22 protein-coding genes are annotated in these 22,672 nt (G+C 56.4%); 11 read left to right on the top strand and 11 right to left on the bottom strand.

The annotated features are described in order from the left end of the window. Positions 1-10: 10 nt before the first annotated feature. The 4 genes from dam to trpS are packed head-to-tail and all read left to right on the top strand — an operon-like array spanning position 11 to position 3,291. Positions 11-823, top strand: coding sequence for an adenine-specific DNA-methyltransferase (dam, locus tag O1724_RS21340; RefSeq protein WP_003861633.1), 813 nt, complete (start codon positions 11-13; stop codon positions 821-823). A gap of 39 nt (positions 824-862) precedes the next feature. After that, positions 863-1,540: a ribulose-phosphate 3-epimerase gene (gene rpe / locus O1724_RS21335; protein WP_003861634.1), complete on the top strand. Its 678-nt coding sequence runs from the start codon at positions 863-865 to the stop codon at positions 1,538-1,540. After that, a complete protein-coding gene (gph, locus tag O1724_RS21330) occupies positions 1,533-2,294 on the top strand; it encodes a phosphoglycolate phosphatase (RefSeq protein WP_045345636.1) in 762 nt (253 codons plus the stop codon). Before rpe ends, gph begins: the two co-directional genes overlap by 8 nt. Further along, entirely contained in the window at positions 2,287-3,291 is a 1,005-nt protein-coding gene (gene trpS, locus O1724_RS21325) for a tryptophan--tRNA ligase (RefSeq protein ID WP_022651949.1), read from the top strand. Before gph ends, trpS begins: the two co-directional genes overlap by 8 nt. A 72-nt stretch (positions 3,292-3,363) precedes the next feature. Here trpS and O1724_RS21320 read toward each other — a convergent pair whose 3' ends face one another. The 5 genes from O1724_RS21320 to tsgA form a co-directional block, all read right to left on the bottom strand. Beyond that, positions 3,364-3,534 carry a YhfL family protein gene (locus O1724_RS21320; RefSeq protein WP_003861638.1) on the bottom strand — a complete coding sequence of 57 codons (171 nt, stop codon included), beginning with the start codon at positions 3,532-3,534 and terminating at the stop codon, positions 3,364-3,366. Positions 3,535-3,680: 146 nt separating this feature from the next. Further along, entirely contained in the window at positions 3,681-5,054 is a 1,374-nt protein-coding gene (gene cysG / locus O1724_RS21315; RefSeq protein WP_040118178.1) for a siroheme synthase CysG, read from the bottom strand. Positions 5,055-5,188: 134 nt separating this feature from the next. Further along, positions 5,189-5,515, bottom strand: a complete 327-nt coding sequence (gene nirD, locus O1724_RS21310; protein ID WP_015571429.1) for a nitrite reductase small subunit NirD — start codon at positions 5,513-5,515, stop codon at positions 5,189-5,191. Beyond that, positions 5,512-8,055 (bottom strand): nitrite reductase large subunit NirB, encoded by a 2,544-nt coding sequence (gene nirB, locus O1724_RS21305; protein WP_045349836.1) that lies wholly within the window; start codon positions 8,053-8,055, stop codon positions 5,512-5,514. Before nirB ends, nirD begins: the two co-directional genes overlap by 4 nt. A gap of 259 nt (positions 8,056-8,314) precedes the next feature. After that, the gene (tsgA, locus tag O1724_RS21300; protein WP_023314943.1) at positions 8,315-9,499 is read right to left on the bottom strand and encodes an MFS transporter TsgA; all 1,185 of its coding nucleotides are present in this window, start codon (positions 9,497-9,499) and stop codon (positions 8,315-8,317) included. Between the two features lie 278 nt (positions 9,500-9,777). On the opposite strand from tsgA, the gene ppiA reads away from it, so the two are divergent. The 4 genes from ppiA to argD all read left to right on the top strand — a co-directional run bounded on the left by ppiA (position 9,778) and on the right by argD (position 12,942). Beyond that, a complete protein-coding gene (gene ppiA, locus O1724_RS21295) occupies positions 9,778-10,350 on the top strand; it encodes a peptidylprolyl isomerase A (RefSeq protein WP_003861649.1) in 573 nt (190 codons plus the stop codon). 105 nt (positions 10,351-10,455) lie between these two features. Beyond that, positions 10,456-11,040: a putative adenosine monophosphate-protein transferase Fic gene (locus tag O1724_RS21290; RefSeq protein ID WP_003861652.1), complete on the top strand. Its 585-nt coding sequence runs from the start codon at positions 10,456-10,458 to the stop codon at positions 11,038-11,040. Between the two features lie 30 nt (positions 11,041-11,070). Beyond that, positions 11,071-11,634 (top strand): aminodeoxychorismate synthase component 2, encoded by a 564-nt coding sequence (gene pabA, locus O1724_RS21285; protein ID WP_003861654.1) that lies wholly within the window; start codon positions 11,071-11,073, stop codon positions 11,632-11,634. Between the two features lie 87 nt (positions 11,635-11,721). Then, the gene (argD, locus tag O1724_RS21280; protein WP_176691014.1) at positions 11,722-12,942 is read left to right on the top strand and encodes a bifunctional acetylornithine/succinyldiaminopimelate transaminase; all 1,221 of its coding nucleotides are present in this window, start codon (positions 11,722-11,724) and stop codon (positions 12,940-12,942) included. On the opposite strand, the gene O1724_RS21275 is transcribed toward argD, so the two are convergent. Both O1724_RS21275 and crp read right to left on the bottom strand, forming a co-directional pair. Further along, positions 12,939-15,026 (bottom strand): YccS/YhfK family putative transporter, encoded by a 2,088-nt coding sequence (locus tag O1724_RS21275; RefSeq protein ID WP_045345633.1) that lies wholly within the window; start codon positions 15,024-15,026, stop codon positions 12,939-12,941. The two genes, argD and O1724_RS21275, sit on opposite strands and share 4 nt — an antisense overlap. A gap of 57 nt (positions 15,027-15,083) precedes the next feature. Further along, the gene (gene crp, locus O1724_RS21270) at positions 15,084-15,716 is read right to left on the bottom strand and encodes a cAMP-activated global transcriptional regulator CRP (protein ID WP_000242758.1); all 633 of its coding nucleotides are present in this window, start codon (positions 15,714-15,716) and stop codon (positions 15,084-15,086) included. 310 nt (positions 15,717-16,026) lie between these two features. Here crp and O1724_RS21265 point away from each other — a divergent pair, with 310 nt between their 5' ends. Next, on the top strand, positions 16,027-16,431 hold the full coding sequence (locus tag O1724_RS21265) for an OsmC family protein (RefSeq protein WP_045345632.1): 405 nt from the start codon (positions 16,027-16,029) through the stop codon (positions 16,429-16,431). 76 nt (positions 16,432-16,507) lie between these two features. On the opposite strand, the gene O1724_RS21260 is transcribed toward O1724_RS21265, so the two are convergent. The 4 genes from O1724_RS21260 to O1724_RS21245 all read right to left on the bottom strand — a co-directional run bounded on the left by O1724_RS21260 (position 16,508) and on the right by O1724_RS21245 (position 19,923). Next, complete coding sequence (locus O1724_RS21260; protein ID WP_227661289.1) at positions 16,508-17,599, bottom strand: IS4 family transposase; 1,092 nt, start codon at positions 17,597-17,599, stop codon at positions 16,508-16,510. 186 nt (positions 17,600-17,785) lie between these two features. Further along, entirely contained in the window at positions 17,786-18,655 is an 870-nt protein-coding gene (locus O1724_RS21255) for a phosphoribulokinase (RefSeq protein ID WP_003861663.1), read from the bottom strand. Between the two features lie 30 nt (positions 18,656-18,685). Then, complete coding sequence (locus O1724_RS21250; protein WP_014171926.1) at positions 18,686-18,904, bottom strand: YheU family protein; 219 nt, start codon at positions 18,902-18,904, stop codon at positions 18,686-18,688. Beyond that, positions 18,901-19,923 carry a hydrolase gene (locus O1724_RS21245; protein ID WP_045330091.1) on the bottom strand — a complete coding sequence of 341 codons (1,023 nt, stop codon included), beginning with the start codon at positions 19,921-19,923 and terminating at the stop codon, positions 18,901-18,903. Before O1724_RS21245 ends, O1724_RS21250 begins: the two co-directional genes overlap by 4 nt. A 228-nt stretch (positions 19,924-20,151) precedes the next feature. On the opposite strand from O1724_RS21245, the gene mdcA reads away from it, so the two are divergent. Continuing rightward, positions 20,152-21,807: a malonate decarboxylase subunit alpha gene (gene mdcA, locus O1724_RS21240; protein WP_126297449.1), complete on the top strand. Its 1,656-nt coding sequence runs from the start codon at positions 20,152-20,154 to the stop codon at positions 21,805-21,807. Beyond that, positions 21,807-22,664: a triphosphoribosyl-dephospho-CoA synthase gene (locus tag O1724_RS21235; protein WP_003861671.1), complete on the top strand. Its 858-nt coding sequence runs from the start codon at positions 21,807-21,809 to the stop codon at positions 22,662-22,664. Before mdcA ends, O1724_RS21235 begins: the two co-directional genes overlap by 1 nt. Positions 22,665-22,672 lie beyond the last annotated feature (8 nt).

The following is a 22,672-nucleotide window of genomic DNA, read 5'->3' as shown; positions in this document are numbered from 1 at the left end:
GTTAGTCAGCATGAAAAAAAATCGCGCTTTTCTGAAATGGGCAGGGGGGAAATACCCCCTGCTCGACGATATTAAAAAGCACCTGCCGAAAGGCGAGTGTCTTATCGAGCCCTTCGTGGGCGCTGGATCGGTGTTCCTGAATACCGATTTTTCTCGTTATATCCTGGCGGATATCAACAGCGACCTTATTAGCCTCTATAACATCGTCAAACTGCGTACCGATGAGTATGTGGAAGAGGCACGGAAGCTGTTTACGCCAGAGAACAACAACCCGGACGTCTACTATCAGTTCCGCGCTGAGTTTAATCAAAGCCAGGATCCGTTCCGTCGCGCGCTGTTGTTTCTTTATCTCAACCGCCATGGCTACAACGGTCTGTGCCGGTATAATCTGCGTGGCGAGTTTAACGTGCCGTTTGGCCGCTATAAGCGTCCCTATTTCCCGCAGGACGAGCTGTATCACTTTGCTGAAAAAGCGCAGAATGCCGAGTTCTACTGTCTCTCATATGAAGAGTGCATGGAGCTGGCGGGCGTAAACTCGGTGGTCTACTGTGACCCGCCTTACGCGCCGCTGTCTGCCACGGCAAATTTCACCGCCTACCACACCAATAGCTTCAGCCCGGCCGAGCAGGCTCGTCTGGCTGAGATGGCGGAAAAGCTGGTCAGCAAAAGAATTCCGGTGTTAATTTCGAATCACGACACGCCTGATACGCGCGAATGGTACAAAGCCGCGAAGCATTTTCAGGTAAAAGTGCGGCGTAGCATTAGCAGCAACGGCGGCACACGTAAAAAGGTGGACGAACTTCTGGCGCTTTATCGACCCTGAGCCTTTGCCCGCCGGTAAACACATTTCAAGGAGATGCGGATGAAACAGTTTTTGATTGCCCCCTCAATTCTGTCGGCCGATTTTGCCCGCCTGGGTGAAGACACTGCCAAAGCTCTCGCGGCTGGCGCGGATGTCGTCCATTTCGACGTTATGGATAACCACTACGTTCCCAACCTGACCATCGGTCCGATGGTGCTTAAAGCGCTGCGTAACTACGGGATCACCGCGCCCATTGACGTGCATCTGATGGTGAAACCGGTTGACCGCATCGTACCCGATTTCGCCGCGGCGGGTGCCAGCATCATCACTTTCCACCCGGAAGCCTCCGAACACGTTGACCGCACGCTACAGCTGATCAAAGAGAACGGCTGTAAGGCGGGGCTGGTCTTTAACCCGGCGACCCCGCTGAGCTATCTCGACTACGTGATGGACAAGCTGGACGTGATCCTGCTGATGTCCGTCAACCCGGGCTTTGGTGGTCAGTCATTTATCCCTCAGACCCTTGACAAACTGCGTGAAGTGCGCCGCCGTATCGATGAGTCTGGCTATGATATTCGTCTGGAAGTGGACGGCGGCGTGAAGGTCAATAACATCGGTGAGATTGCGGCGGCAGGGGCGGATATGTTCGTCGCAGGCTCCGCCATCTTCGATCAACCGGATTACAAAAAAGTCATTGATGAAATGCGCCGTGAACTGGCGAAGGTAAGTCATGGATAAATTGCAGGCTATTCGGGGTGTAGCATTTGACCTCGACGGCACGCTGGTCGACAGCGCGCCAGGATTAACCAGCGCCGTCGATCAGGCGCTGTATGCCCTTGAACTCCCCGTTGCAGGCGAAGAGCGCGTCGTGACGTGGATTGGTAACGGTGCAGACGTGCTGATGGAGCGCGCGCTGACCTGGGCTCGTCAGGAGCGTGCCTCTCAGCGTTCCGCGCAAGGTAAACCGAGTGTTGACCACGCGGATATTCCCCAGGATGAGCAGCAGCGTATTCTGCGCAAACTGTTCGACCGTTTCTACGAAGAGACCGTCGAAGAGGGCAGCTTCCTGTTCCCGGATGTCGCTGAAACGCTGAGCGCGCTATATGCTAAAGGCATCCCGCTGGGGCTGGTGACTAACAAGCCGACACCGTTCGTTGCGCCTCTGCTGGAAGCGCTGGATATCGCGAAATACTTCTCCGTAATTGTGGGCGGCGATGACGTGCAGAATAAAAAGCCGCATCCGGAACCGCTATTGCTGGTGGCAGGAAAATTATCCTTAACGCCTGCGGAGCTGCTCTTTGTCGGCGATTCCCGCAATGATATTCTGGCTGCCAGAGCGGCAGGTTGCCCGTCGGTTGGGTTGACCTACGGCTACAACTACGGTGAAGCCATTACGCTGAGTGAGCCGGACGTTGTGTTCGACCACTTCAAAGATTTGTTGCCCGCACTCGGGCTCTCGCACAGTGAACATCAGGAATTGAATAATGACTAAGCCCATCGTTTTTAGTGGCGCACAGCCTTCAGGTGAACTGACCATTGGTAACTACATGGGTGCGTTACGTCAGTGGGTGAGCATGCAGGATGACTACCACTGCATTTACTGCATCGTGGATTTGCATGCTATCACCGCGCGTCAGGATCCCGAGAAGCTTCGCAAAGCAACGCTCGATACGCTGGCGCTGTACCTGGCGTGCGGTATCGATCCCGAGAAGAGCACCATTTTCGTTCAGTCTCACGTGCCAGAGCACGCGCAGCTGGGCTGGGCGCTGAACTGCTACACCTATTTCGGCGAGCTGAGTCGCATGACCCAGTTCAAGGATAAGTCTGCGCGCTACTCTGAGAACATCAACGCCGGTCTGTTTGACTATCCGGTGCTGATGGCGGCCGACATTCTGCTGTACCAGACCAACCAGGTGCCAGTGGGTGAAGACCAGAAGCAGCACCTGGAGCTGAGCCGCGATATTGCCCAGCGCTTCAATGCGCTTTACGGCGACGTGTTCAAAGTGCCTGAGCCGTTTATTCCGAAATCCGGCGCGCGCGTGATGTCGCTGCTGGAGCCGACCAAAAAGATGTCCAAGTCTGACGATAACCGCAACAACGTTATCGGCCTGCTGGAAGATCCGAAATCGGTGGTGAAAAAGCTCAAGCGTGCGGTGACCGACTCCGATGAGCCGCCAGTGGTGCGCTACGACGTGCAGAACAAAGCGGGCGTATCCAACCTGCTGGACATTCTCTCCGGTGTGACCGGACAGAGCATCCCTGAGCTGGAAAAACACTTTGAAGGCAAGATGTACGGCCACCTGAAAGGCGAAGTGGCAGACGCCGTTTCCGGCATGCTGACCGAGTTGCAGGAGCGCTATCACCGTTACCGTAACGACGAAGCTTTCCTGCAAAAAGTGATGAAAGAGGGCGCAGAAAAAGCCAGCGCGCGCGCGTCGGAAACCCTGACAGCGGTGTACGAGGCGATTGGGTTTGTGGCGAAACCTTAAGCCGCCACCCGACAAATACGGACTCAATAAAAAAACCGGGAAATTCCCGGTTTTTTTACGCCTGAAAAACGCTTACTGCTGTGCCGCCGGGCCGCAACCGCCGATGATCTTCGAAATGGAGATCGCCGGATGCAGCAGGTAATCGTAGCTGCAATTATTTTTAGTATTTTGAACGTGACCGGTGCAGGCCGTCAGAGTTGTTAACAGGCCGACCAGTACGGCAGCTTTAGCCAGTTTGAACATACGCATTCCTTGTCAATAAAATCAAAAAATTGGATGTAACACGAGGGAATAAATGGAAAAGTTCCATTACGCGGGCGGTATGTTATCGATTGAGGTAAGAAGGGAGTAGTCCGCTTCAAGACTACTCCCGGGAGAGAGATTGTGCGTTAGTGGCTGGAGAACCAGTTCAGTTTTTCACGCAGTGCTACCACGCGGCCCACCACGATCAGCGCCGGGCTTTCAACCTGCTGCGCCAGCTCACCCAGCTGCGTCAGCACGCCATCGACCACGCGCTGCGTAATGGCGGTGCCGTTTTCCACCAGTGCGACCGGCATATCTGCTTCCATGCCGTGCTCCAGCAGTTTCGCCTGAATCGTGGCTGCCTGATTTAGCCCCATGTAGAAGACCAGCGTCTGCTTTTCAGCGGCCAGATTATGCCAGTCCAGCTCGCTGCCGGTTTTCAGGTGGCCCGTCACCAGGCGCACGCTCTGGGCATAGTCGCGATGGGTTAACGGAATGCCGGAATAGGCAGAACAGCCGGATGCCGCCGTAATACCCGGCACCACGGAGAATGGAATGCCCGCGTTGCAGAGAGTTTCCAGCTCCTCGCCGCCGCGACCAAAGATAAAGGGATCGCCCCCTTTCAGACGCACCACACGCTTACCTTTCTGCGCTTCCCGCAGCAGGATCTGGTTGATCTCCTCCTGCGGTACGCAGTGATAACCTGCCCGTTTGCCGACGAACACGCGGTCAGCATCGCGGCGTACCAGATTCATGATGTCATCAGAGACCAGACGGTCATACACCACGATGTCCGCCTGCTGGATCTGCTGGAGACCCTTCAGCGTCAGCAGGCCCGCATCGCCGGGACCTGCGCCCACCAGTACCACTTCACCGCGATGGTCCAGCGGCTCGCTCAGGAGCTGTTCGGTCGTCTCTTCAACGGCTTTGGTGTCCTGATTGGCAAGGGACTGCGCCAGCCTGTCGTTGACAAAGAACTTCTCCCAGAAGCGACGGCGTTCGCCCACGGTTGCGAAGGTTTGCTTCACGCGGGAGCGCAGCTCTCCGGCGTATTGGGCAATCTGACCAAGATGCTGCGGCAGCACGGCTTCCAGTTTTTCCCGCAGCAGACGGGCAAGAACGGGCGAGCGGCCACCGGACGACACCGCAATCATCAGCGGTGAACGGTCAATAATCGACGGCATGATAAAGCTCGCCTCTTTCGGCGCATCCACCACGTTACAGAAGATGCGGCGCGCTTCGCAGGCGTCGCTGACGCGCTGGTTAACGTCATCGTTATCCGTTGCGGCGATGGTCAGCCAGCAGGTATCCAGCAGGGATTCATCAAATTCGCCCTGCACCTGGGTGAGCATCCCTTCCTGCGCCCAGACGTCAAACTGTGGGGCGAAGGTGAGGGCGTTAACGGTCAGTCGGGCGCCCGCCTCTAACAGCAGGCGCGCCTTGCGTTCAGCCACATCGCCGCCGCCCACGAGCAGGCAGTCGCGGTTGCGTAATTGACAAAAAATCGGCAGGTGATCCACGACGTTACCTCACAGCATTCATGGCGGGGGAAGAATTGACGTCAGGATAACAGCAGGAATCGTACAGAACATACGGTTTTTCCTGCCGTTACCCATAAGGGGTCATAAGCCTTTCCTATTGAAAAGGCGAGAGGTTACGCTTTCAGCTGCACCTCGCCGTCCTTCACGCGGACGTCGTAGTGTTTGACCGAGAAGCTTTCATCTTCCATGCAGAGTCCGTCGGTTAAGCGGAAGCGCTGCTTTTTCAGCGGGCTGGCAACCCACAGCTCGCCCTGGTGCTCCGCAATCAGACCGCGGGAGAGCACGCTGGCCTCGAAGAACGGGTCGATATTGCTGATGGCATAGACCTGTTCATCGTGGCGAGGACGGAAAATCGCCACCTGCTCGTTGCCCAGCAGGGCACAGACGCCGGTTGCTGGCAGAATGTCGTTAATATTGCAGATGTTTACCCACTGGCTCATGCGTTTTCCTCCACCAGCATCACCGGAATACGTTCATACGGGGTCGCTGGACGATGCTGTTCACGCTCCGGCACCACCTGCACGTTCGGGTCGCGCTGGGTGCTGTTGATAAAGTGTTTGAAGCGCGTCTGCGCCGCTGGCGTGTTCACGGTTTCGGTCCACTCGCAGATCACCGCCTCGCGCAGTCGAGTCATCTCGGATTCCAGCTGTTCATTCAGGCCCAGCTTGTCGTCGATAATGACCGACTTCAGGTAGTCGATGCCGCCTTCGAGGTTATCGAGCCAGGAGGCGGTACGGGTCAGCTTATCGGCGGTACGGATGTAGAACATCATGAAGCGGTCGAGATACTGAATCAGCGTGTCGCGATCGAGATCCGCCGCCAGCAGGTCCGCGTGGCGCGGTTTCATCCCGCCGTTGCCGCACACGTACAGGTTCCAGCCTTTCTCGGTGGCAATAATACCCACGTCTTTACCCTGCGCTTCCGCACATTCGCGGGTACACCCTGAGACGCCGAACTTCATTTTGTGCGGCGTACGGATGCCTTTGTAGCGGTTTTCCAGCTCTACGCCGAAGCCCACGCTGTCGCCCACGCCGTAGCGGCACCAGGTGCTGCCCACGCAGGTTTTCGCCATGCGCAGCGCCTTGGCGTACGCGTGACCGGTTTCAAAGCCCGCTTCAATCAGCTGACGCCAGATTTCCGGCAGGTCATCTTTCTGCGCGCCGAACAGGCCGATACGCTGGGAACCGGTGATTTTGGTGTACAGGTTAAACTCACGGGCGATACGGCCCACGGCGACCAGCCCTTCAGGGGTGATTTCCCCCCCGGCAGAACGCGGGATCACCGAGTAAGTCCCGTCTTTCTGAATATTGGCCAGGAAGTTATCGTTGGTGTCCTGAAGCGGAGTGTGTTCTGGTTTGAGCACATATTCGTTCCAGCAGGACGCAAGTAGCGAACCAACAGTAGGCTTACATACTTCACAGCCATAGCCCTGGCCGTGTTTCTCCAGCAGTTCGTCAAAGGACTTAATGCCTTCCACGCGGATCAGGTGGTACAGCTCCTGGCGAGAGTAAGCGAAGTGCTCGCACAGGTTGTTGTTCACTTCAATGCCCTGTTTTGCCAGCTCGGCGTTCAGCACCTGGGTGACCAGCGGGATACAGCCGCCGCAGCCGGTCCCGGCTTTGGTTTCCGCCTTCAGCGCCGCAACGGTGTGGCAGCCTTTGTTAATGGCGGAGATCAGCATGCCTTTGGTGACGTCGAAGCAGGAACAGATTTGCGCGCTGTCCGGCAGTTTATCCACACCGATGGACGGCTTACCGCTGGAGGCGTGCGCCGGGAGGATCAGCGCGTCCGGGTTTTCCGGCAGCTCAATGGCGTTCAATACCAGCTGGAGCAGGTTGCCGAAGTCGCTGGTGTCGCCCACCAGCACCGCCCCGAGCAGGGTTTTGTTGTCCTGGCTGACGATAAGACGTTTGTAGACTTCTTTGCTTTCGTCCAGATAAACATAGCTGCGGGAGTTCGGGGTGCGACCATGCGCATCGCCAATACCGCCCACGTCCACGCCCAGCAGCTTCAGCTTGGCGCTCATGTCTGCGCCGGTGAAGGCGTTTTCGCTGCCGAGGATATGGTCAACGGCGACCTGCGCCATTTTGTACCCAGGCGCGACCAGGCCGAATACGCGGTTGTTCCAGCTGGCGCATTCGCCGATGGCGTAAATATCCGGGTCGGAGGTCTGGCAGGTGTCGTTAATCATGATCCCACCGCGCTGCGCGACGGCCAGACCGCATTGCGTTGCCAGCTTGTCGCGCGGGCGGATACCGGTGGAGAAGACGATGAAGTCCACTTCCAGCTCGCTGCCGTCGGCAAAGCGCATGGTTTTGCGTGCTTCAGTCCCTTCCTGAACGATCTCTTTGGTGTTTTTGCTGGTGTGAACTTTCACGCCCATGCTTTCGATCTTACGGCGCAGCTGATCGCCACCCATGTGGTCGAGCTGTTCGGCCATCAGCATCGGGGCAAATTCGATAACGTGGGTTTCAACGCCGAGGTTTTTCAGCGCGCCTGCCGCTTCCAGACCCAGCAGGCCACCGCCAACAACCGCGCCGCGTTTGCTTCGACGCGCACAGGATTCGATGGCGTTGAGATCTTCAATGGTACGGTAAACGAAGCAATCCTGCGTTTCCGAGCCTTTAATCGGCGGGATCCACGGATACGAGCCCGTCGCCATGATCAGCTTATCGTAAAAAACCGTACGGCCGGCGCTGGAGTGGATCACTTTTTCCTGACGGTTGATGGTGATAGCGCGTTCGCCCACCAGCACTTTTACGCCATGCTTCTCGTAGAAACCTTCACGCACCAGAGAGAGCTCTTCGGCGGTATGATGGGAGAAGTAGGAAGACAAGTGCACACGGTCGTACGCCTTGCGGGGTTCTTCACAGAACACGGTAATATCGAACTGCTCAGCATCGGCTTTATCGAGAAGATCCTCAATAAAGCGGTGGCCGACCATGCCGTTACCGATGATAGCGAGTCTGACTTTGCTCATTTTTGCCTCGATTTCTTTTCTATTACTGCCTACCTTAACGATTCAGCAGGGGCACTTATTGATGCAAATCAAATACGCCTTCACCTACCCCTTAGGGGGTATATCTATGATTTGTCAGGATTTTTATAAGTGACGGATATTGTTTGATTTTTGTGCTTGTTCGTTTTTCGCACAAAATTAATGGGGTTTTTACCCATCGGCGGGCAGGGCGGGTGAGCAGGGGGAAACCCCTTTGCAGCACGCAAAGGGGTTATGGCGATTAGTGGGTAGCTGTTGACGGGTTGTGTTGACGGTGACGGGTCACAAAGCCCAGCACGAAGCACATGATAAACACCACGGCGTATAGACCGTTAGCGGTATGCAGCGCCGCCAGCGGGCCGCTGTGCGCAACAATCGGGCCCGTGACCACGAAGGTCAGCATGGTGCCGATGGTGCCGCAGGTCAGCACAAAGTTCACCAGCTTTGGCGAGGCCACTTTGGTCTGAAGAGAGCCAAGGGTGATGATCGAGGTATAAATCGCGCTGGAGAAGAAGCCCAGGGTCAGGATGAACCACGGCATATGCTCCGGGGAACCGTTGATGAACAGATACATCAGCACGGTCGCCAGACCCGCCAGAACGGTCAGGATCCGTTGCAGGTCGAAGAAGCGCAGGATAAAGCTAAATGCCCACATGCCGAACATGTAAGACATCCAGAAATCGCTCACCAGTTTACCCGCGTCGTTCAGGCTCATGCCCAGACCTTTAGCATACTCTGGAACCCAGGAGATAAAGCCCAGCTGGCCGAGGATGTAACACAGCGCGGCGATGGAGAGGAACAGTACGCCGATACCCCATTTTTCTTTCGCAACCGGCTCGGATGTAGTCTGCGCTTTTTTGCCCAGCACCGGGAACTCGCAGCCGAAGGTGAGAATAAAGATCGCGACATAGACCAGACCAATGCAGGCATATACCCAGTACCACTCAATGCTGCGCGCCAGAAGATACGCGGCGACCATCGGGAAAATCATCCCGGCCATGCTGAAGAAGGAGTCGGTGAACAGCAGACGTGCGCCGCGCTGGCGGCCTTCATACATGTGCGTAATCAGAAACGTACCGATCGACATGGTGATCCCGCTCACCAGGCCCAGTACGAACATGGCGGCAGAGAAGAGGGCGATGCTGTGGCTCAACATCAGGCCCGCCACGGCGGCAACCATCAGCACGAAGCCAAAACGCAGCTGCGTTTTCAGCGGCACGATTTCCATCAGCCATGCATTAAGGAAAATAGAGATCAGGATCCCCGCGTTCAGGAAGGTGAAGGTGTTACTCATGCTGGAAACGGGCAGCTGGAAGTAGTCTGCGATATTTCCCATCACCATCCCGGTGACGATCACCAACGCGCCGGTCAGGGCGTAAGAGAAGAAGCTGATCCATGTGAGCTTGATGCGATTGCTGTTAGTCATGTCTGGCCTGTTAAAAGTAAAGAAAAACGCAATGACTGCGTTTGAGCGGGCAGATTTTAGTCGCGAAAGTGATCTAATTAAATCTTTTCAGAAAATTTTGAGCACAATTGCAGGTTTTAACGTGATGCAGATCACATTATGTTGCGGGATGAACAATCGTTTGCGCGGTAATAATTGTTTCAATTTGGTAAAATTAGGTAAAAGACTGGTCTGGGTTCATACTGCTCTTTAGAATCAAGCCATTCGCTTTTTATACTGCGCTTTGTTAAGGAATTCTCATGCTCAAATCAACACTGGCGGCTGTTGCAGCTGTGTTTGCTCTTTCTGCCGTTTCCCCTGCTGCGCTGGCAGCCAAAGGAGACCCTCACGTCCTGCTGACTACCTCTGCGGGGAATATTGAGCTGGAGCTGGATAGCCAGAAAGCCCCTGTTTCGGTGAAAAACTTCCTCGACTACGTGAACAGTGGTTTTTATAACAACACCACATTCCACCGCGTGATCCCGGGCTTTATGATTCAGGGTGGCGGTTTTAACGAGCAGATGCAGCAGAAACAGCCTAACCCGCCCATCAAAAATGAAGCTGACAACGGCCTGCTGAACAAGCGCGGCACCATCTCGATGGCGCGTACGGCGGACAAAGACAGCGCCACCAGCCAGTTCTTCCTCAACGTGGCTGATAACGCCTTCCTGGACCACGGTCAGCGCGACTTTGGCTACGCGGTGTTTGGCAAAGTGGTGAAAGGCATGGACGTGGCGGATAAGATCTCTCAGGTTCAGACTCACGATGTCGGTCCATACCAGAATGTGCCGACTAAGCCTGTCGTCATTCTCTCCGCGAAAGTGCTGCCGTAATCGTTCGTCCACACGGGCATATCCTGCCCGTGTCTTTCCGCCCTCCCTGCGAAAGCGCGTTTTGCTGCTTATACTTGTGGCAAACGGACTATTCAGGGAGGCGTAGTGAAAAAACTCACCGACAAGCAAAAATCCCGTCTCTGGGAGCAACAACGTAGTGTCAATTTTCAGGCCAGCTGCCTCCTTGAAAAAGGTAAGGGGCCCGCTGAACCCGATATCGAGACGCTGGAACTGGGGCCTTCCGCACCGGGTTTACCCCATCTGTGTCTTATTCACCGCCATTTATTCCGCAACGAAATGAAAGGCGCGGGCGAGCTGCGCACCGCCGATATTTCCAAGGGCGACATTCCTTTTTGCCATTTCGAGTACATCGAGAAAGTGGGTAATGAGCTGATGGCTTCGCTGGAAAGTGATAAATATCTGGTAGGCCTTCAGAAAGAAGAGTTTACAGACAGAATTAGTCATTACTACTGTGAAATCAACATGCTACATCCGTTTATGAGCGGTAATGGCGTGGCCCAGCGGATCTTCTTTGAACAACTGGCTATTCATGCGGGCTACGTGCTGAACTGGCAGGGGATCGACCCGGACGACTGGGCTGCCGCCAACCAGAGCGGGGCGATGGGGGATTTGACCGCCCTGAACGTCATCTTCGCCAAAGTTGTGAGCGAAGCGCGGGAATCTGCGTAAAATAGGGCGGCCATTTTTTCAGGAGCCGCCATGATTCTGCTGATTGATAACTATGATTCCTTTACCTGGAACCTCTACCAGTATTTTTGCGAGCTGGGGGCAGAGGTGGTTGTCCGCCGTAACGATGAGATCGCGCTGGATGACATTGACGCGCTGGCACCTCAGAAAATCGTGATTTCGCCCGGGCCGTGTACCCCGTCGGAGTCCGGCATCTCGCTGGCGGTAATCCAACACTATGCGGGCAAACTGCCGATTCTGGGCGTCTGCCTGGGTCACCAGGCCATTGCGCAGGTCTTTGGCGCCACCATTGTCCGTGCCGCGAAAGTCATGCATGGCAAAACCTCACCGATCACACACACCGGTACCGGCGCATTCCTGGGGCTAAACAATCCGTTAACCGTGACGCGCTACCATTCTCTGATTATTGATCCGCCGACCCTGCCGGCCTGCTTTGAGGTTACCGCCTGGAGCGAGACGCAGGAGATCATGGGCATTCGCCACCGCGAGTACGATCTGGAAGGTGTGCAGTTCCACCCGGAAAGCATTCTCAGCGAACAGGGGCACGCGCTGCTGGCCAATTTCCTTAATCGCTGAATATCGGTTGCCTTGCTGTGATTTTTTATGCATATTTTGTGATTATATTTTCACAATAACTGTGACATAAAAATGGATGGTCATGACATGGCAACCGAACAACCAGCAATTACCCGCGCGACATTCGATGAAGTGATCCTGCCGATTTATGCACCGGCTGAGTTTATCCCGGTGAAAGGGAGAGGCAGCCGCGTCTGGGATCAGCAGGGCAACGAGTATGTTGATTTCGCAGGCGGTATTGCGGTGACGGCACTGGGCCATTGCCATCCTGCGCTGGTGGACGCGCTGAAAACGCAGGGCGAAACGCTGTGGCACACCAGCAACGTGTTCACCAACGAACCGGCGCTGCGTCTGGGGCGTAAGATCATCGATGCCACCTTCGCCGAACGCGTGCTGTTTATGAACTCCGGCACCGAAGCCAACGAAACCGCCTTTAAGCTGGCGCGCTACTACGCAACCACGCGTCATAGTCCGTACAAAACCAAAATCATCGCCTTCCATAACGCCTTCCACGGTCGCTCGTTCTTTACCGTTTCCGTGGGCGGCCAGCCGAAGTATTCCGACGGCTTTGGTCCGAAACCTGCGGATATCATCCACGTGCCGTTTAACGATCTGCACGCCGTTAAAGCGGTGATGGACGATCACACCTGTGCCGTGGTGGTCGAGCCCATTCAGGGGGAAGGCGGCGTCACGGCGGCCACCCCGGAATTTCTGCAAGGGCTGCGCGAACTGTGCGACGAGCACCAGGCGCTGCTGGTGTTTGATGAAGTGCAGTGTGGGATGGGTCGTACCGGGGATCTGTTCGCTTATATGCACTACGGCGTAACGCCGGATATTCTGACCAGCGCGAAAGCGCTCGGCGGCGGTTTCCCGGTCAGTGCGGTACTCACTACCCAGGATATCGCTTCCGCATTTCATGTGGGCTCACACGGCTCCACCTACGGCGGTAATCCGCTGGCGTGTGCCGTGGCGGGTGCGGCGTTCGATATCATTAATACGCCGGACGTCCTGAATGGCGTGAATGCGAAACGCGATTTGTTTGTGAAACATCTTCAGCAGATTGACGAACAGTTTGATGTCCTCAGCGAAATCCGCGGAATGGGGCTGCTGATTGGCGCCGAGTTGAAGCCTCAGTATAAAGGCCGCGCGCGCGATTTCCTGCACGCCGCCGCGCACGAAGGCGTCATGGTGCTCAATGCCGGGCCGGACGTGATGCGCTTTGCGCCATCGCTTGTGGTGGAAGACAAAGACATCGAAGACGGATTAACCCGTTTTGCCGCGGCGGTCGCGAAGATCGTCAGCGGCTAATACGCGGTTCGTTTTAACCGGCGCGTTAACCAAATTCCGTGATGCGGGCGCTGACGCCATGCCACCGACGAAATGGTGTGCATGGTGTTCAGGTGGCCGAGAACGCGCTGTAAATGCTGCTCAAGGGTGCTCATCGGCCCATGGGTCAGCGTCTCCGGCGCTTCCAGAATGTTCGAATCCCCTGACTCGCCCGGTGCATCATACTCCAGGCGCTGCTGACAGCGCTGCAACGCAATTTCACACGACTGCAAATAGCGCTGCGCCAGATCCGGCGTCAGCATCGTGTGCTCCCGCGCCAGCGTCGTCATGGCATTGATATGCTCGACGATAAACTGGCTGTGCGTGACCCACAGCTTCATGTCAGCCAGATAGTGCGCGTTAAAGCCCGGCTCCTGCATGGCCTGGTTAAGGGAGTTAAACAGGGCGTTATGCGCCTGGTTGACCTTCATGCGCTCGTAGGCCAGCGGAGAGGGTTGTGGGTCATCGCTCAGGATCAGACGAATGGCCTGCTGGTCAGCTTCCAGCGCGTCGTGGGCGTTCTGCCTCAACAGCCCACTCTGCCACTGCGGCCACAGCCAGACCATGCCGCCAAAGGCGATCAGGCAGCCAATCAGCGTATCGACCAGACGGGCAATAATAAACTGTTCCCCGTTAAGCGTGAGCAGTTGAAGGGTATACACCGCCGTCACCGTAAAGCCCACCATCGCCCAGCCGTAGTTTTTGCGGATAATCAGATAGCTCACCAGCGTGATTGCCAGCATACCGGCCAGGGTATAGCCCTCCGGCACGTGGAAGTGCAGCGTCACGCCCGCGATAATCAGCCCCGCCATCGTGCCGCCCGCCCGATGCAGAATGCGCACCCGCGTGGCGCCATAGCCGTTCTGGGTAACAAACAGTACGGTCATTAAGATCCAGTAGGGTTTCGGCAGGTGCAGGGCCATTCCCATCAGGCTGGCGATGCTCAGCATCACACTGATCCGTGCGGCATTGCGCAGGGCAGAAGATTTCAGTGAAAGATAGCTTTTGAGCGCGGGCAGCAGCGGCAGCCGTTTTTGCTTATCGGCCATCAGGTCGCGGGCATAAAGCGGGCGCTGGGTGCGTAACACCCGGGCGATGCGGCTGAAATGCCAGGCAGCAAATTGCCCGACCGGGTTATCCGCGTGCTGACGCGCAATCTTTTCCAGCGCGCCGAGCTGTTTGTCCATGTTAAAGCGCGTCGGGTAGCGGTGATAGAGGATATCGTCAGCCAGCACTCGCAGGCGGGCCGCGACGGTCTGCGCGTTCCAGCGGATCACCGCTTCTGCATGGCTGCGCTCCACCAGCTTTTGCACCTCTTCCGGATTATGAAGGCTGACGGAGATATGCTCCTGCAAATCCAGCCCGACCTGGAAGATTCGCAGCAGCCGCTTGTATTCATGATTTTTGTTGGCGGCAAGCATGTGCAGCTGCTGATAGCACTGGCTGATCAGATCCACCACTTTTTGCTGGCGCGCCAGTAGCGGCGGCAGGGATTTTTCCGGGTCGGTATGTTGAGTGAGCAGGGTGTATTTTGCTTCGCAGTATTCAGCAAGCTGCACGTAGAGCAGGCTCAGGGATTCGCGCAGCGGCTGTTCCCGCCACAGCCAGAACCAGAACCAGTTAAACAGCCCGTACCACAGCGTGCCGAGGGCGTAGATCAGCAATGGCTCCCACACCGGCATGTTGCCTGCAAGGCTTAAGGTGAAGATGGCGGCAATCAGCGACGCGGGAAGCAGGCGGGCGTGTAGCGAGCTGATTTCGGCGGTGACGCCGAGCGTCATCGCCAGCACGGTCAGGATCAGAGGCAGAGGAATGTCGCGGGCCAGTAAGAGCTGTACGGCAAGGCTACAGCCGGCAAACAGGCAGCCGCCAATAATCAGACGTTTAAAAAAGCGTTTATGGGGCGTATCCAGACCGGCAATGTTGCAGCAGGCGGGCACGAGGGAAAACAGCAGGCCTTGCTGAAGATGTCCGAGGATCAGGCCCACGGCCACGGGAAGACACAACACCAGCGTTTGTCGCAGTGCGTAGTTAACTTCCGGGTGATAGATCAGCCTGCGCCACATGAGGAGTAGAGACAAAAACGGCGTGCCACCCTGCGGCGGCACGCCGTTTGACCGGAATTAACGGGTCCCGTAAACCACGATGGTTTTACCGTGGGCGGAGATCAGGTTCTGATCTTCCAGCATCTTCAGGATACGGCCCACTGTTTCACGGGAGCAGCCGACGATCTGACCGATTTCCTGGCGGGTAATTTTAATTTGCATACCGTCAGGGTGAGTCATGGCGTCTGGTTGTTTCGCCAGGTTCAGCAGCGTCTGCGCGATACGACCGGTTACGTCCAGGAAGGCGAGGTTACCTACCTTCTCAGAGGTCACTTGCAGACGGCGTGCCATCTGGGAAGAGAGACGCATCAGGATGTCAGGGTTGACCTGAATCAGCTGACGGAATTTCTTATAAGAAATTTCAGCCACTTCACATGCTGTTTTTGCACGAACCCAGGCGCTACGTTCCTGGCCTTCTTCAAACAGGCCCAGTTCACCGATAAAATCGCCCTGGTTCAGATAAGAAAGGATCATCTCTTTCCCTTCTTCATCTTTGATCAGCACGGCCACCGAGCCTTTAACGATGTAATACAACGTTTCCGCTTTTTCACCCTGGTGAATCAGCGTGCTCTTTGATGGGTACTTATGAATGTGGCAATGAGACAAGAACCATTCGAGAGTCGGGTCTGTTTGCGGTTTGCCAAGCACCATGCGCTGTTATCCTCTGTTATAAGCTGTCACCAGAGTCATAAGATGCATCCGGACTCTGGGGTTGCAATCGAATTCTTACCCATACCTGGGAAGTCGGCTGTCGTAACGTTTCGCAGCCAGTAAAGTTTGATGTCCTCTGCATACATGTGTAACGTCAATGTATTACTGTAGCATCCAGAGTGTTTTAGCATAGCTTTCGCCGCGTGTCTCCTGGTGTCTCGCTTCAGCATGACGCAGGTCGCCTTCCGTTGCGAGAAATGTAACGTACACGTAATCTGTCATAAAAAATGCAACGTTGGAGTGAGTGAATATGCAAGCGCGTGTGAAATGGGTTGAAGGGTTAACGTTCCTGGGCGAGTCTGCTTCCGGGCATCAGGTTTTGATGGATGGCAACTCCGGCGATAAAGCGCCAAGCCCGATGGAGATGGTGCTGATGGCGGCGGGCGGATGCAGCGCGATCGACGTGGTGTCGATCCTGCAAAAAGGCCGTCATGGCGTGACCGATTGTGAAGTGAAGCTGACGTCAGAACGTCGCGAAGAGGCGCCACGCCTGTTCACGCATATTAATCTGCACTTTATCGTCACCGGCAAAGAACTGAAGGATGCGGCGGTCTCGCGTGCGGTTGACCTGTCTGCGGAGAAATACTGCTCTGTGGCGTTAATGCTGGAGAAAGCGGTAAACATCACCCATTCGTATGAAGTGATAGAGGCTTAATTATTGGGGCATCGTGCGTGTTGATGCCCTCACCCTAACCCTCTCCCACGGGGCTGAGGGATCCCCAGTAATATGGTCATGCCACCATGACCATATTACTGTACTCTTTTCCCAGCTTTTTCATCTCGTTACCTATATTCAGTCGCCTTACTTTATCAGGCTCATGCCGGATCACTTCTTCTGCCAGACTCAGGTAGGACAGAACCCGTTTATGCCTGACGCTGCTTGCCTGATAGTGCCTGTGTAAGCACTGTCTTTCGGCCCTGTAGCCTGCCAGCCACATCACCAGACTTGCCATCGCCGCCACCATATTCAGTACTTCCAGTCGTCCTTTTCCCTGGCTCCGGCTCAGCCTCAGACCGAACCCGAAGCGTGGACTCTTGTCGTCCCGGAAGTTTTGTTCTATCTGCATTCTGCGGCTGTACAGCGCCATTATCTGGTGTGGCTCCAGACCTTCTGCATTACTGAACAGCAGCCACGGCTCCCGTGCGCTGCTGCGGTGTTCCCGCTGTGTTTTTGGCATTCCGCCCTTTCCATGACGCCCTGCTTCCGGGCGCCTGTGCAGATAAAACCGTCCGTAACAGGGCGTACGTGGTTTACGGGACAGGACACCGTGCCCCACGCAGACCGGTTGCCCGGAGGCCTCAAGCTCGCTGATTTTCATCCACTTTTTTTCTCCGTCCAGCCGGAAGCTGATGCAGCCCCTGACCCTGCCGGTAAAGCTCCAGCCCAGCTGGCTGACATGCCGGAACCAGTCTGTTCTGAAGCCGGCATCCGTAATGACGGTGACGGCTTTATCTTTCGGGATGGCATCATGGAGGCGGTCAAGGAAGCGACACTGTACATCGCTGTTCTGCGCCAGCTCTGCGGGAACCACCTCACTCATAAGAGGAAGTGAACGACCATTACAGAGCAGGCTTGCCCGCAGAAGATGCCAGTTCCTGTCATGCCAGCCTGTCCAGTCGACAGCGATAACACAGAAGGGCATCACGGAGGTGATGGCATGTGTGAGGTGGTGCTGAATACGGGGAATATCACGCTGGAGAGCGGTATTGCCCAGGGCACGGTCAACCCGTTTAATTTTATTTTTGACGTGCGCCCTGCCGGGCAGGGTTCGTCCCAGGCTGGTCAGGGTCAGTCTGGCGCCGTGGGTGAGGGCAACAGCCATGGAAACAAGGACATTAACCCGAAAGCTGTGAATGTCCGGTAAAGACGCGGAGAAAAATTTCTGGCAGACTGTCTGTAAAGGCACGATGAGGTCTCTTCTGATTTGTTAGCGCAACCAGTAGATCACACTTCATCGTGCTTTTCATTTTTCTGGGGAACCCTCAGCCCACGGGGAGAGGGAACATGTTCACGCGATTTGCTTTCCTTCCATCAGCCGCTGCACCAGCGGTGTCATGATAAGTTCCATTGCCAGCCCCATTTTTCCCCCGGGCACCACTAACGTATTCATGTGCGAAATAAACGAACCTTGTAGCATCGCCAGCAGCCAGGGGTAATCAATGCCTTCCAGGTTGCGGAAGTGGATCACCACAAAGCTCTCGTCCAGGGAAGGGATGCTTTTTGCGGCGAACGGGTTGGAGGTGTCCACGGTGGGGACGCGCTGGAAGTTAATGTGGGTTCGGGAGAACTGCGGCGTCAGGAAGTTGATGTAATCTTCCATGGAGCGCACCACCGAGTCCATGACCGCCTCTCGCGAATGGCCGCGCTCGCTCATGTCACGCGTCAGCTTCTGGATCCACTCAAGGTTAACAATCGGCACCACCCCCACCAGCAAATCCACGTGGCGCGCCACGTCGTGCTGAGGCGTCACCACGCCGCCGTGCAATCCTTCGTAAAACAGCACGTCAGTCGGTTCCGGCAGCGGCTGCCAGGGCGTGAACGTGCCGGGGACCTGGTTCCAGGGCACGGCTTCATCGTAGGTGTGGAGATACTTGCGGGACTGCCCGGTACCGCTTTGCCCGTATTCACGGAAGGTTTGCTCCAGCAGGCCGAAGTCATTGGCCTCCGGGCCGAAGTAGCTGATGTGTTTACCCAGATCGCGCGCCTTGCGGATGGCCATATCCATCTCCGGGCGCGTGTAGCGGTGAAAGCTGTCGCCTTCTACCTCGGCCGCCCGTAAGTTAAGCTGGGCGAAGATCTTGCGGAAGGCGAGGCTGGTGGTAGTGGTTCCCGCCCCACTCGAACCCGTAACGGCAATAACCGGATGTCTGGCAGACATAGCAACTCCCTGACTGGAAAAGTGTAAAGATCAGCCATGAAACGCGTTGCGGGGCATGATATTGACCGTCTCATGCAGTTCGGACCATACCAGCACCACGTCGCCGCTTTTAAGCTGGCGCTTAACATCGTTGACCTTTTGTTCAAGCGAACGTTCATGTTCACCATAATCGGTGCCTTCGCGCAAGACAAAGCTTTCAATCAGATTATCGAGCGTGTCGGGAGAGAGATCCTGCCAGGGAATAATCATTTTTTACCGTCCAGATAGGCCGTTAACCAGTCGGGAATACGCGTCTCAAGCCACATTTTTGGCCGACGCAGCGTGCCGCCGACAAAACCGACGTGTCCCCCGAATTGGGTGAGCTGATACTCCACGTTGGCCGGCAGATGATCGGGCGCCGGGATCGAGTGATGATCCATAAACGGATCATCTTTGGCGTGGATAATCAGCGTGGGTTTCGTGATTTGATTCAGTAAAGGCATGGCGCTGCACTGACGGTAATAGTCAATCGCATCGGCAAAACCGTGAATTTTCGAGGTGATCAAATCATCAAACTCGCGCAGGCGCTTCACGCGTTTGAGCTGTTGCAGCGTCACAGGCAGCGTATCCGGATAGGCCTTCAGCTTGCGCGCGGCGTTGGCTTTCAGCAGGTTGAGCAGGTAGCGCTGGTACACTCGCGAAAAGCCCTTTTCCATATGATAGCTGCACTGCTCCAGCATAAACGGCGCAGAGACAATCACCGCCGCATCCAGCGGTACGGCGTCGCTCTCCTTCGCCAGCAGACAGGCCAGCATATTGCCGCCCAGCGAATACCCCACCGCTGCCGTTGGCGCCTCGCCGAAATTGTCTCTTAGCCAGCGCAGGAACCAGGTGCCGTCCTCGGTTTCACCCGAGTGATAAATGCGTTTCTGACGATTAGGCTCGCCGCTGCATCCGCGAAAATGCATCACCACCCCAAGCCAGCCGCGGGCTTTCGCCGCCTCAATGAGTCCGTGTGCGTAAGGGCTGTGCAGGCTGCCTTCCAGACCGTGAAACACTACCAGACGGGGTTTATGTCTGGCCCGATCCGGATCTTCGCTCCAGGCGAGATCCAAAAAGTCGCCATCCGGCAAATCCAGGCGTTGCCAGTGCGGGGTGAACTGTACCTTGCGGCGGATCAGGCGCGGCAGCATGGTTTGCAGGTGAGGGTTAGCCACACCGCGCATGGGCACGAACTCTGCGCTCTCTTCGGCTGCAATGTCGAAGTCTGAGGGAATGATTTGGGTCATAAGGGCGATGCTGATTCTTGTCAGAAATTAACTATACCTTCCGAATTGTACCCCGTTTAGCCCGTTTTTCCGAAACATGAACTGATCCCGATCACAAATATTTACCTCGATTATTACTCTCAGGCTAATGATTTGCCTCTACGCTTAATTGATGCCTTTCTCACCAGAGCGCACACTTTACTCAACGTTAAGCAAATCAGAATGATGTGCTGAATCAGGAGGTTAATAATGTTATCTGGGCAAACACCCACCCGGCAATGGAACACCCGACGCAGTGAGAAAGCGCGTCGTCTGGCGTCCGTACCGGTGCAGGGCAAGGTACTGCCAACCGGCGATCTTGTCGCCATGCTGGAAAAACTGATCGCACCAGGCGACAAAGTCGTTCTGGAAGGCAACAACCAGAAGCAGGCGGATTTCCTTTCCCGTTCACTGGCGGAAGTGAACCCGCAAATCGTGCACGATCTGCATATGATCATGCCGAGCGTGGGCCGCAGCGAACATCTGGACATCTTTGAGAAAGGCATCGCCCGCAAGCTCGACTTCTCCTTCTCCGGTACGCAAAGCCTGCGCATTTCGCAGCTGCTGGAGGATGGTCAGCTCGAAATCGGGGCGATTCACACCTACATCGAACTCTACTCACGTTTATACGTCGACCTTTCGCCAAACGTGGCGCTGATTGCCGGTTTTAAAGCGGACCGCAAAGGCAACCTCTATACCGGGGCGAGTACCGAAGATACCCCGGCGCTGGTGGAAGCCGCCGCGTTCCACGACGGCATCGTCATCGCGCAGGTGAACGAGCTGGTGGATGACGAGTGCGACCTTCCGCGTGTGGATATTCCGGGCTCGTGGATTGATTTTGTGGTGGTTGCCGATAAGCCGTTCTTTATCGAACCGCTTTTCACCCGCGACCCACGCCTGATCAAACAGGAACACATCCTGATGGCGATGATGGCGATTAAAGGCATCTACGCCGAACACCAGGTGCAGTCCCTGAACCACGGGATTGGCTTTAACACCGCAGCGATCGAGCTGCTGCTGCCAACCTACGGCGAACAGCTCGGACTCAAAGGCAAAATCTGTAAACACTGGACTTTGAACCCGCATCCAACGCTGATCCCGGCCATCGAAAGCGGCTGGGTGGAGAGCGTCCACTGCTTCGGCGGCGAGCTGGGGATGGAAGAGTACATCCGCGCTCGTCCGGACGTGTTCTTTACCGGTGCTGACGGCTCCATGCGCTCTAACCGCGCCTTCTGTCAGCTGGCTGGTCAGTACGCGGTCGATATGTTTATCGGTTCCACGCTACAGGTCGACGGTTACGCTAACTCCTCAACCGTGACCCGCGGCCGTCTTTCCGGCTTCGGCGGCGCGCCAAACATGGGCCACGATCCGCACGGTCGTCGCCACGCCACACCGGCCTGGCTGAACATGATCACCGAGCCTGACCCGATGCAGCGCGGTAAAAAGCTGGTTGTACAGATGGTGGAAACCTTCCAGGCGGGCGTGAAGCCAACCTTCGTGGAAAAACTCGACGCTGTTGACGTCGCGAAAGCCTCCGGTATGCCGCTGGCGCCGGTCATGATTTACGGCGATGACGTCACCCACGTGCTGACGGAAGAGGGGATTGCTTACCTCTACCGGGCGAAAAATCTGGAAGAGCGTCGCGCCATGGTCGCCGCCGTGGCGGGTATCACCGATATCGGTCTGGGCGTTGACGCCAAACGCGTGGCGGAACTGCGCCAGAGCGGCAAGGTTGTGTATCCGGAAGATATGGGCATTCGTCGTACCGATGCCACTCGCTCTCTGCTGGCTGCGGGCAGCGTGGCTGACCTCGTTGAGTGGTCCGGTGGTCTGTATAACCCACCTGCGAAATTCCGGAGCTGGTAATGAAACTTCTGCCCCAGATCCAGGTTGAAGGCGGTGCCGAATGGCTGGCGCGAACCGCCACGCAGTGTCTGATTGACGAAGCACGTTTAAGCCCGAAACCCGGTCTGGTGGACAGCCGGGGGAACGGCGCGCACCACGATTTATCGCTTGCGCTGATGGAGCGCTCCGCTCGCAGCCTGACCCCCACGTTTCAGGCGCTGGCACAGCAGAGCTGGCAGCGTCCGGCGGATATTGCCCTCCGGCAAACCGTTGGCCGCCTGGGTCGCGAAGGTGAACGGCAGATGATGGCCGCTACCGACGGCGTGAACACGCACCGTGGCGCGATCTGGGCGCTGGGATTGCTGGTGAGCGCGGTGGCGATGCTGGGCGGCGATGCCCGGGCGCAAACCGTCGCGAACACCGCCGCTCAGCTGGCGAAGCTGCCGGATGACGTGGCGCCGAAAGTGTTCAGCAAGGGGTTACGCGTCACGCACCGCTACCGTGTACCGGGTGCGCGTGAAGAGGCTCAGCAGGCGTTTCCGCACATCATGCAGCGCGCGCTGCCGCAGCTTCGCCTCAGCCGTCTCAACGGCAGCAGCGAAACGCAGGCCAGACTCGACGCGCTGATGGCGATCATGACCTCGCTCACCGACACCTGCGTGCTGTCGCGCGCCGGCATGGAGGGGCTGGACGCCATGCAGAACGGCGCCCGTGCAGTGCTGAACGCCGGAGGATGCGCAACGCTCGCCGGGCAGCAGGCGCTGGCGCGGTTAGACCGTCAGATGCTGGCGCTTAACGCCTCGCCGGGCGGAGCCGCAGACCTGCTTGCCGCCACGCTGTTTCTTGACCGCGTCGAAACGCCCTATTCAAAGCATTAAGAGGATGT

It is taken from the genome of Enterobacter cloacae complex sp. HYC074_NIDB (genome assembly GCF_056673345.1).
This window is presented reverse-complemented; position numbering and strand designations above follow the sequence as displayed.

What these genes read in the sequence shown, in the direction of transcription:
- O1724_RS21245 (WP_045330091.1), bottom strand. Translation starts at nt 19,923, where the DNA reads ATGACCCAAATCATTCCCTCAGACTTCGACATTGCAGCCGAAGAGAGC.
- O1724_RS21250 (WP_014171926.1), bottom strand. Translation starts at nt 18,904, where the DNA reads ATGATTATTCCCTGGCAGGATCTCTCTCCCGACACGCTCGATAATCTG.
- ppiA (WP_003861649.1), top strand. Translation starts at nt 9,778, where the DNA reads ATGCTCAAATCAACACTGGCGGCTGTTGCAGCTGTGTTTGCTCTTTCT.
- dam (WP_003861633.1), top strand. Translation starts at nt 11, where the DNA reads ATGAAAAAAAATCGCGCTTTTCTGAAATGGGCAGGGGGGAAATACCCC.
- trpS (WP_022651949.1), top strand. Translation starts at nt 2,287, where the DNA reads ATGACTAAGCCCATCGTTTTTAGTGGCGCACAGCCTTCAGGTGAACTG.
- crp (WP_000242758.1), bottom strand. Translation starts at nt 15,716, where the DNA reads ATGGTGCTTGGCAAACCGCAAACAGACCCGACTCTCGAATGGTTCTTG.
- O1724_RS21275 (WP_045345633.1), bottom strand. Translation starts at nt 15,026, where the DNA reads ATGTGGCGCAGGCTGATCTATCACCCGGAAGTTAACTACGCACTGCGA.
- O1724_RS21320 (WP_003861638.1), bottom strand. Translation starts at nt 3,534, where the DNA reads ATGTTCAAACTGGCTAAAGCTGCCGTACTGGTCGGCCTGTTAACAACT.
- pabA (WP_003861654.1), top strand. Translation starts at nt 11,071, where the DNA reads ATGATTCTGCTGATTGATAACTATGATTCCTTTACCTGGAACCTCTAC.
- tsgA (WP_023314943.1), bottom strand. Translation starts at nt 9,499, where the DNA reads ATGACTAACAGCAATCGCATCAAGCTCACATGGATCAGCTTCTTCTCT.
- O1724_RS21265 (WP_045345632.1), top strand. Translation starts at nt 16,027, where the DNA reads ATGCAAGCGCGTGTGAAATGGGTTGAAGGGTTAACGTTCCTGGGCGAG.
- O1724_RS21235 (WP_003861671.1), top strand. Translation starts at nt 21,807, where the DNA reads ATGAAACTTCTGCCCCAGATCCAGGTTGAAGGCGGTGCCGAATGGCTG.
- mdcA (WP_126297449.1), top strand. Translation starts at nt 20,152, where the DNA reads ATGTTATCTGGGCAAACACCCACCCGGCAATGGAACACCCGACGCAGT.
- gph (WP_045345636.1), top strand. Translation starts at nt 1,533, where the DNA reads ATGGATAAATTGCAGGCTATTCGGGGTGTAGCATTTGACCTCGACGGC.
- O1724_RS21255 (WP_003861663.1), bottom strand. Translation starts at nt 18,655, where the DNA reads ATGTCTGCCAGACATCCGGTTATTGCCGTTACGGGTTCGAGTGGGGCG.
- nirB (WP_045349836.1), bottom strand. Translation starts at nt 8,055, where the DNA reads ATGAGCAAAGTCAGACTCGCTATCATCGGTAACGGCATGGTCGGCCAC.
- rpe (WP_003861634.1), top strand. Translation starts at nt 863, where the DNA reads ATGAAACAGTTTTTGATTGCCCCCTCAATTCTGTCGGCCGATTTTGCC.
- argD (WP_176691014.1), top strand. Translation starts at nt 11,722, where the DNA reads ATGGCAACCGAACAACCAGCAATTACCCGCGCGACATTCGATGAAGTG.
- nirD (WP_015571429.1), bottom strand. Translation starts at nt 5,515, where the DNA reads ATGAGCCAGTGGGTAAACATCTGCAATATTAACGACATTCTGCCAGCA.
- O1724_RS21260 (WP_227661289.1), bottom strand. Translation starts at nt 17,599, where the DNA reads ATGGCTGTTGCCCTCACCCACGGCGCCAGACTGACCCTGACCAGCCTG.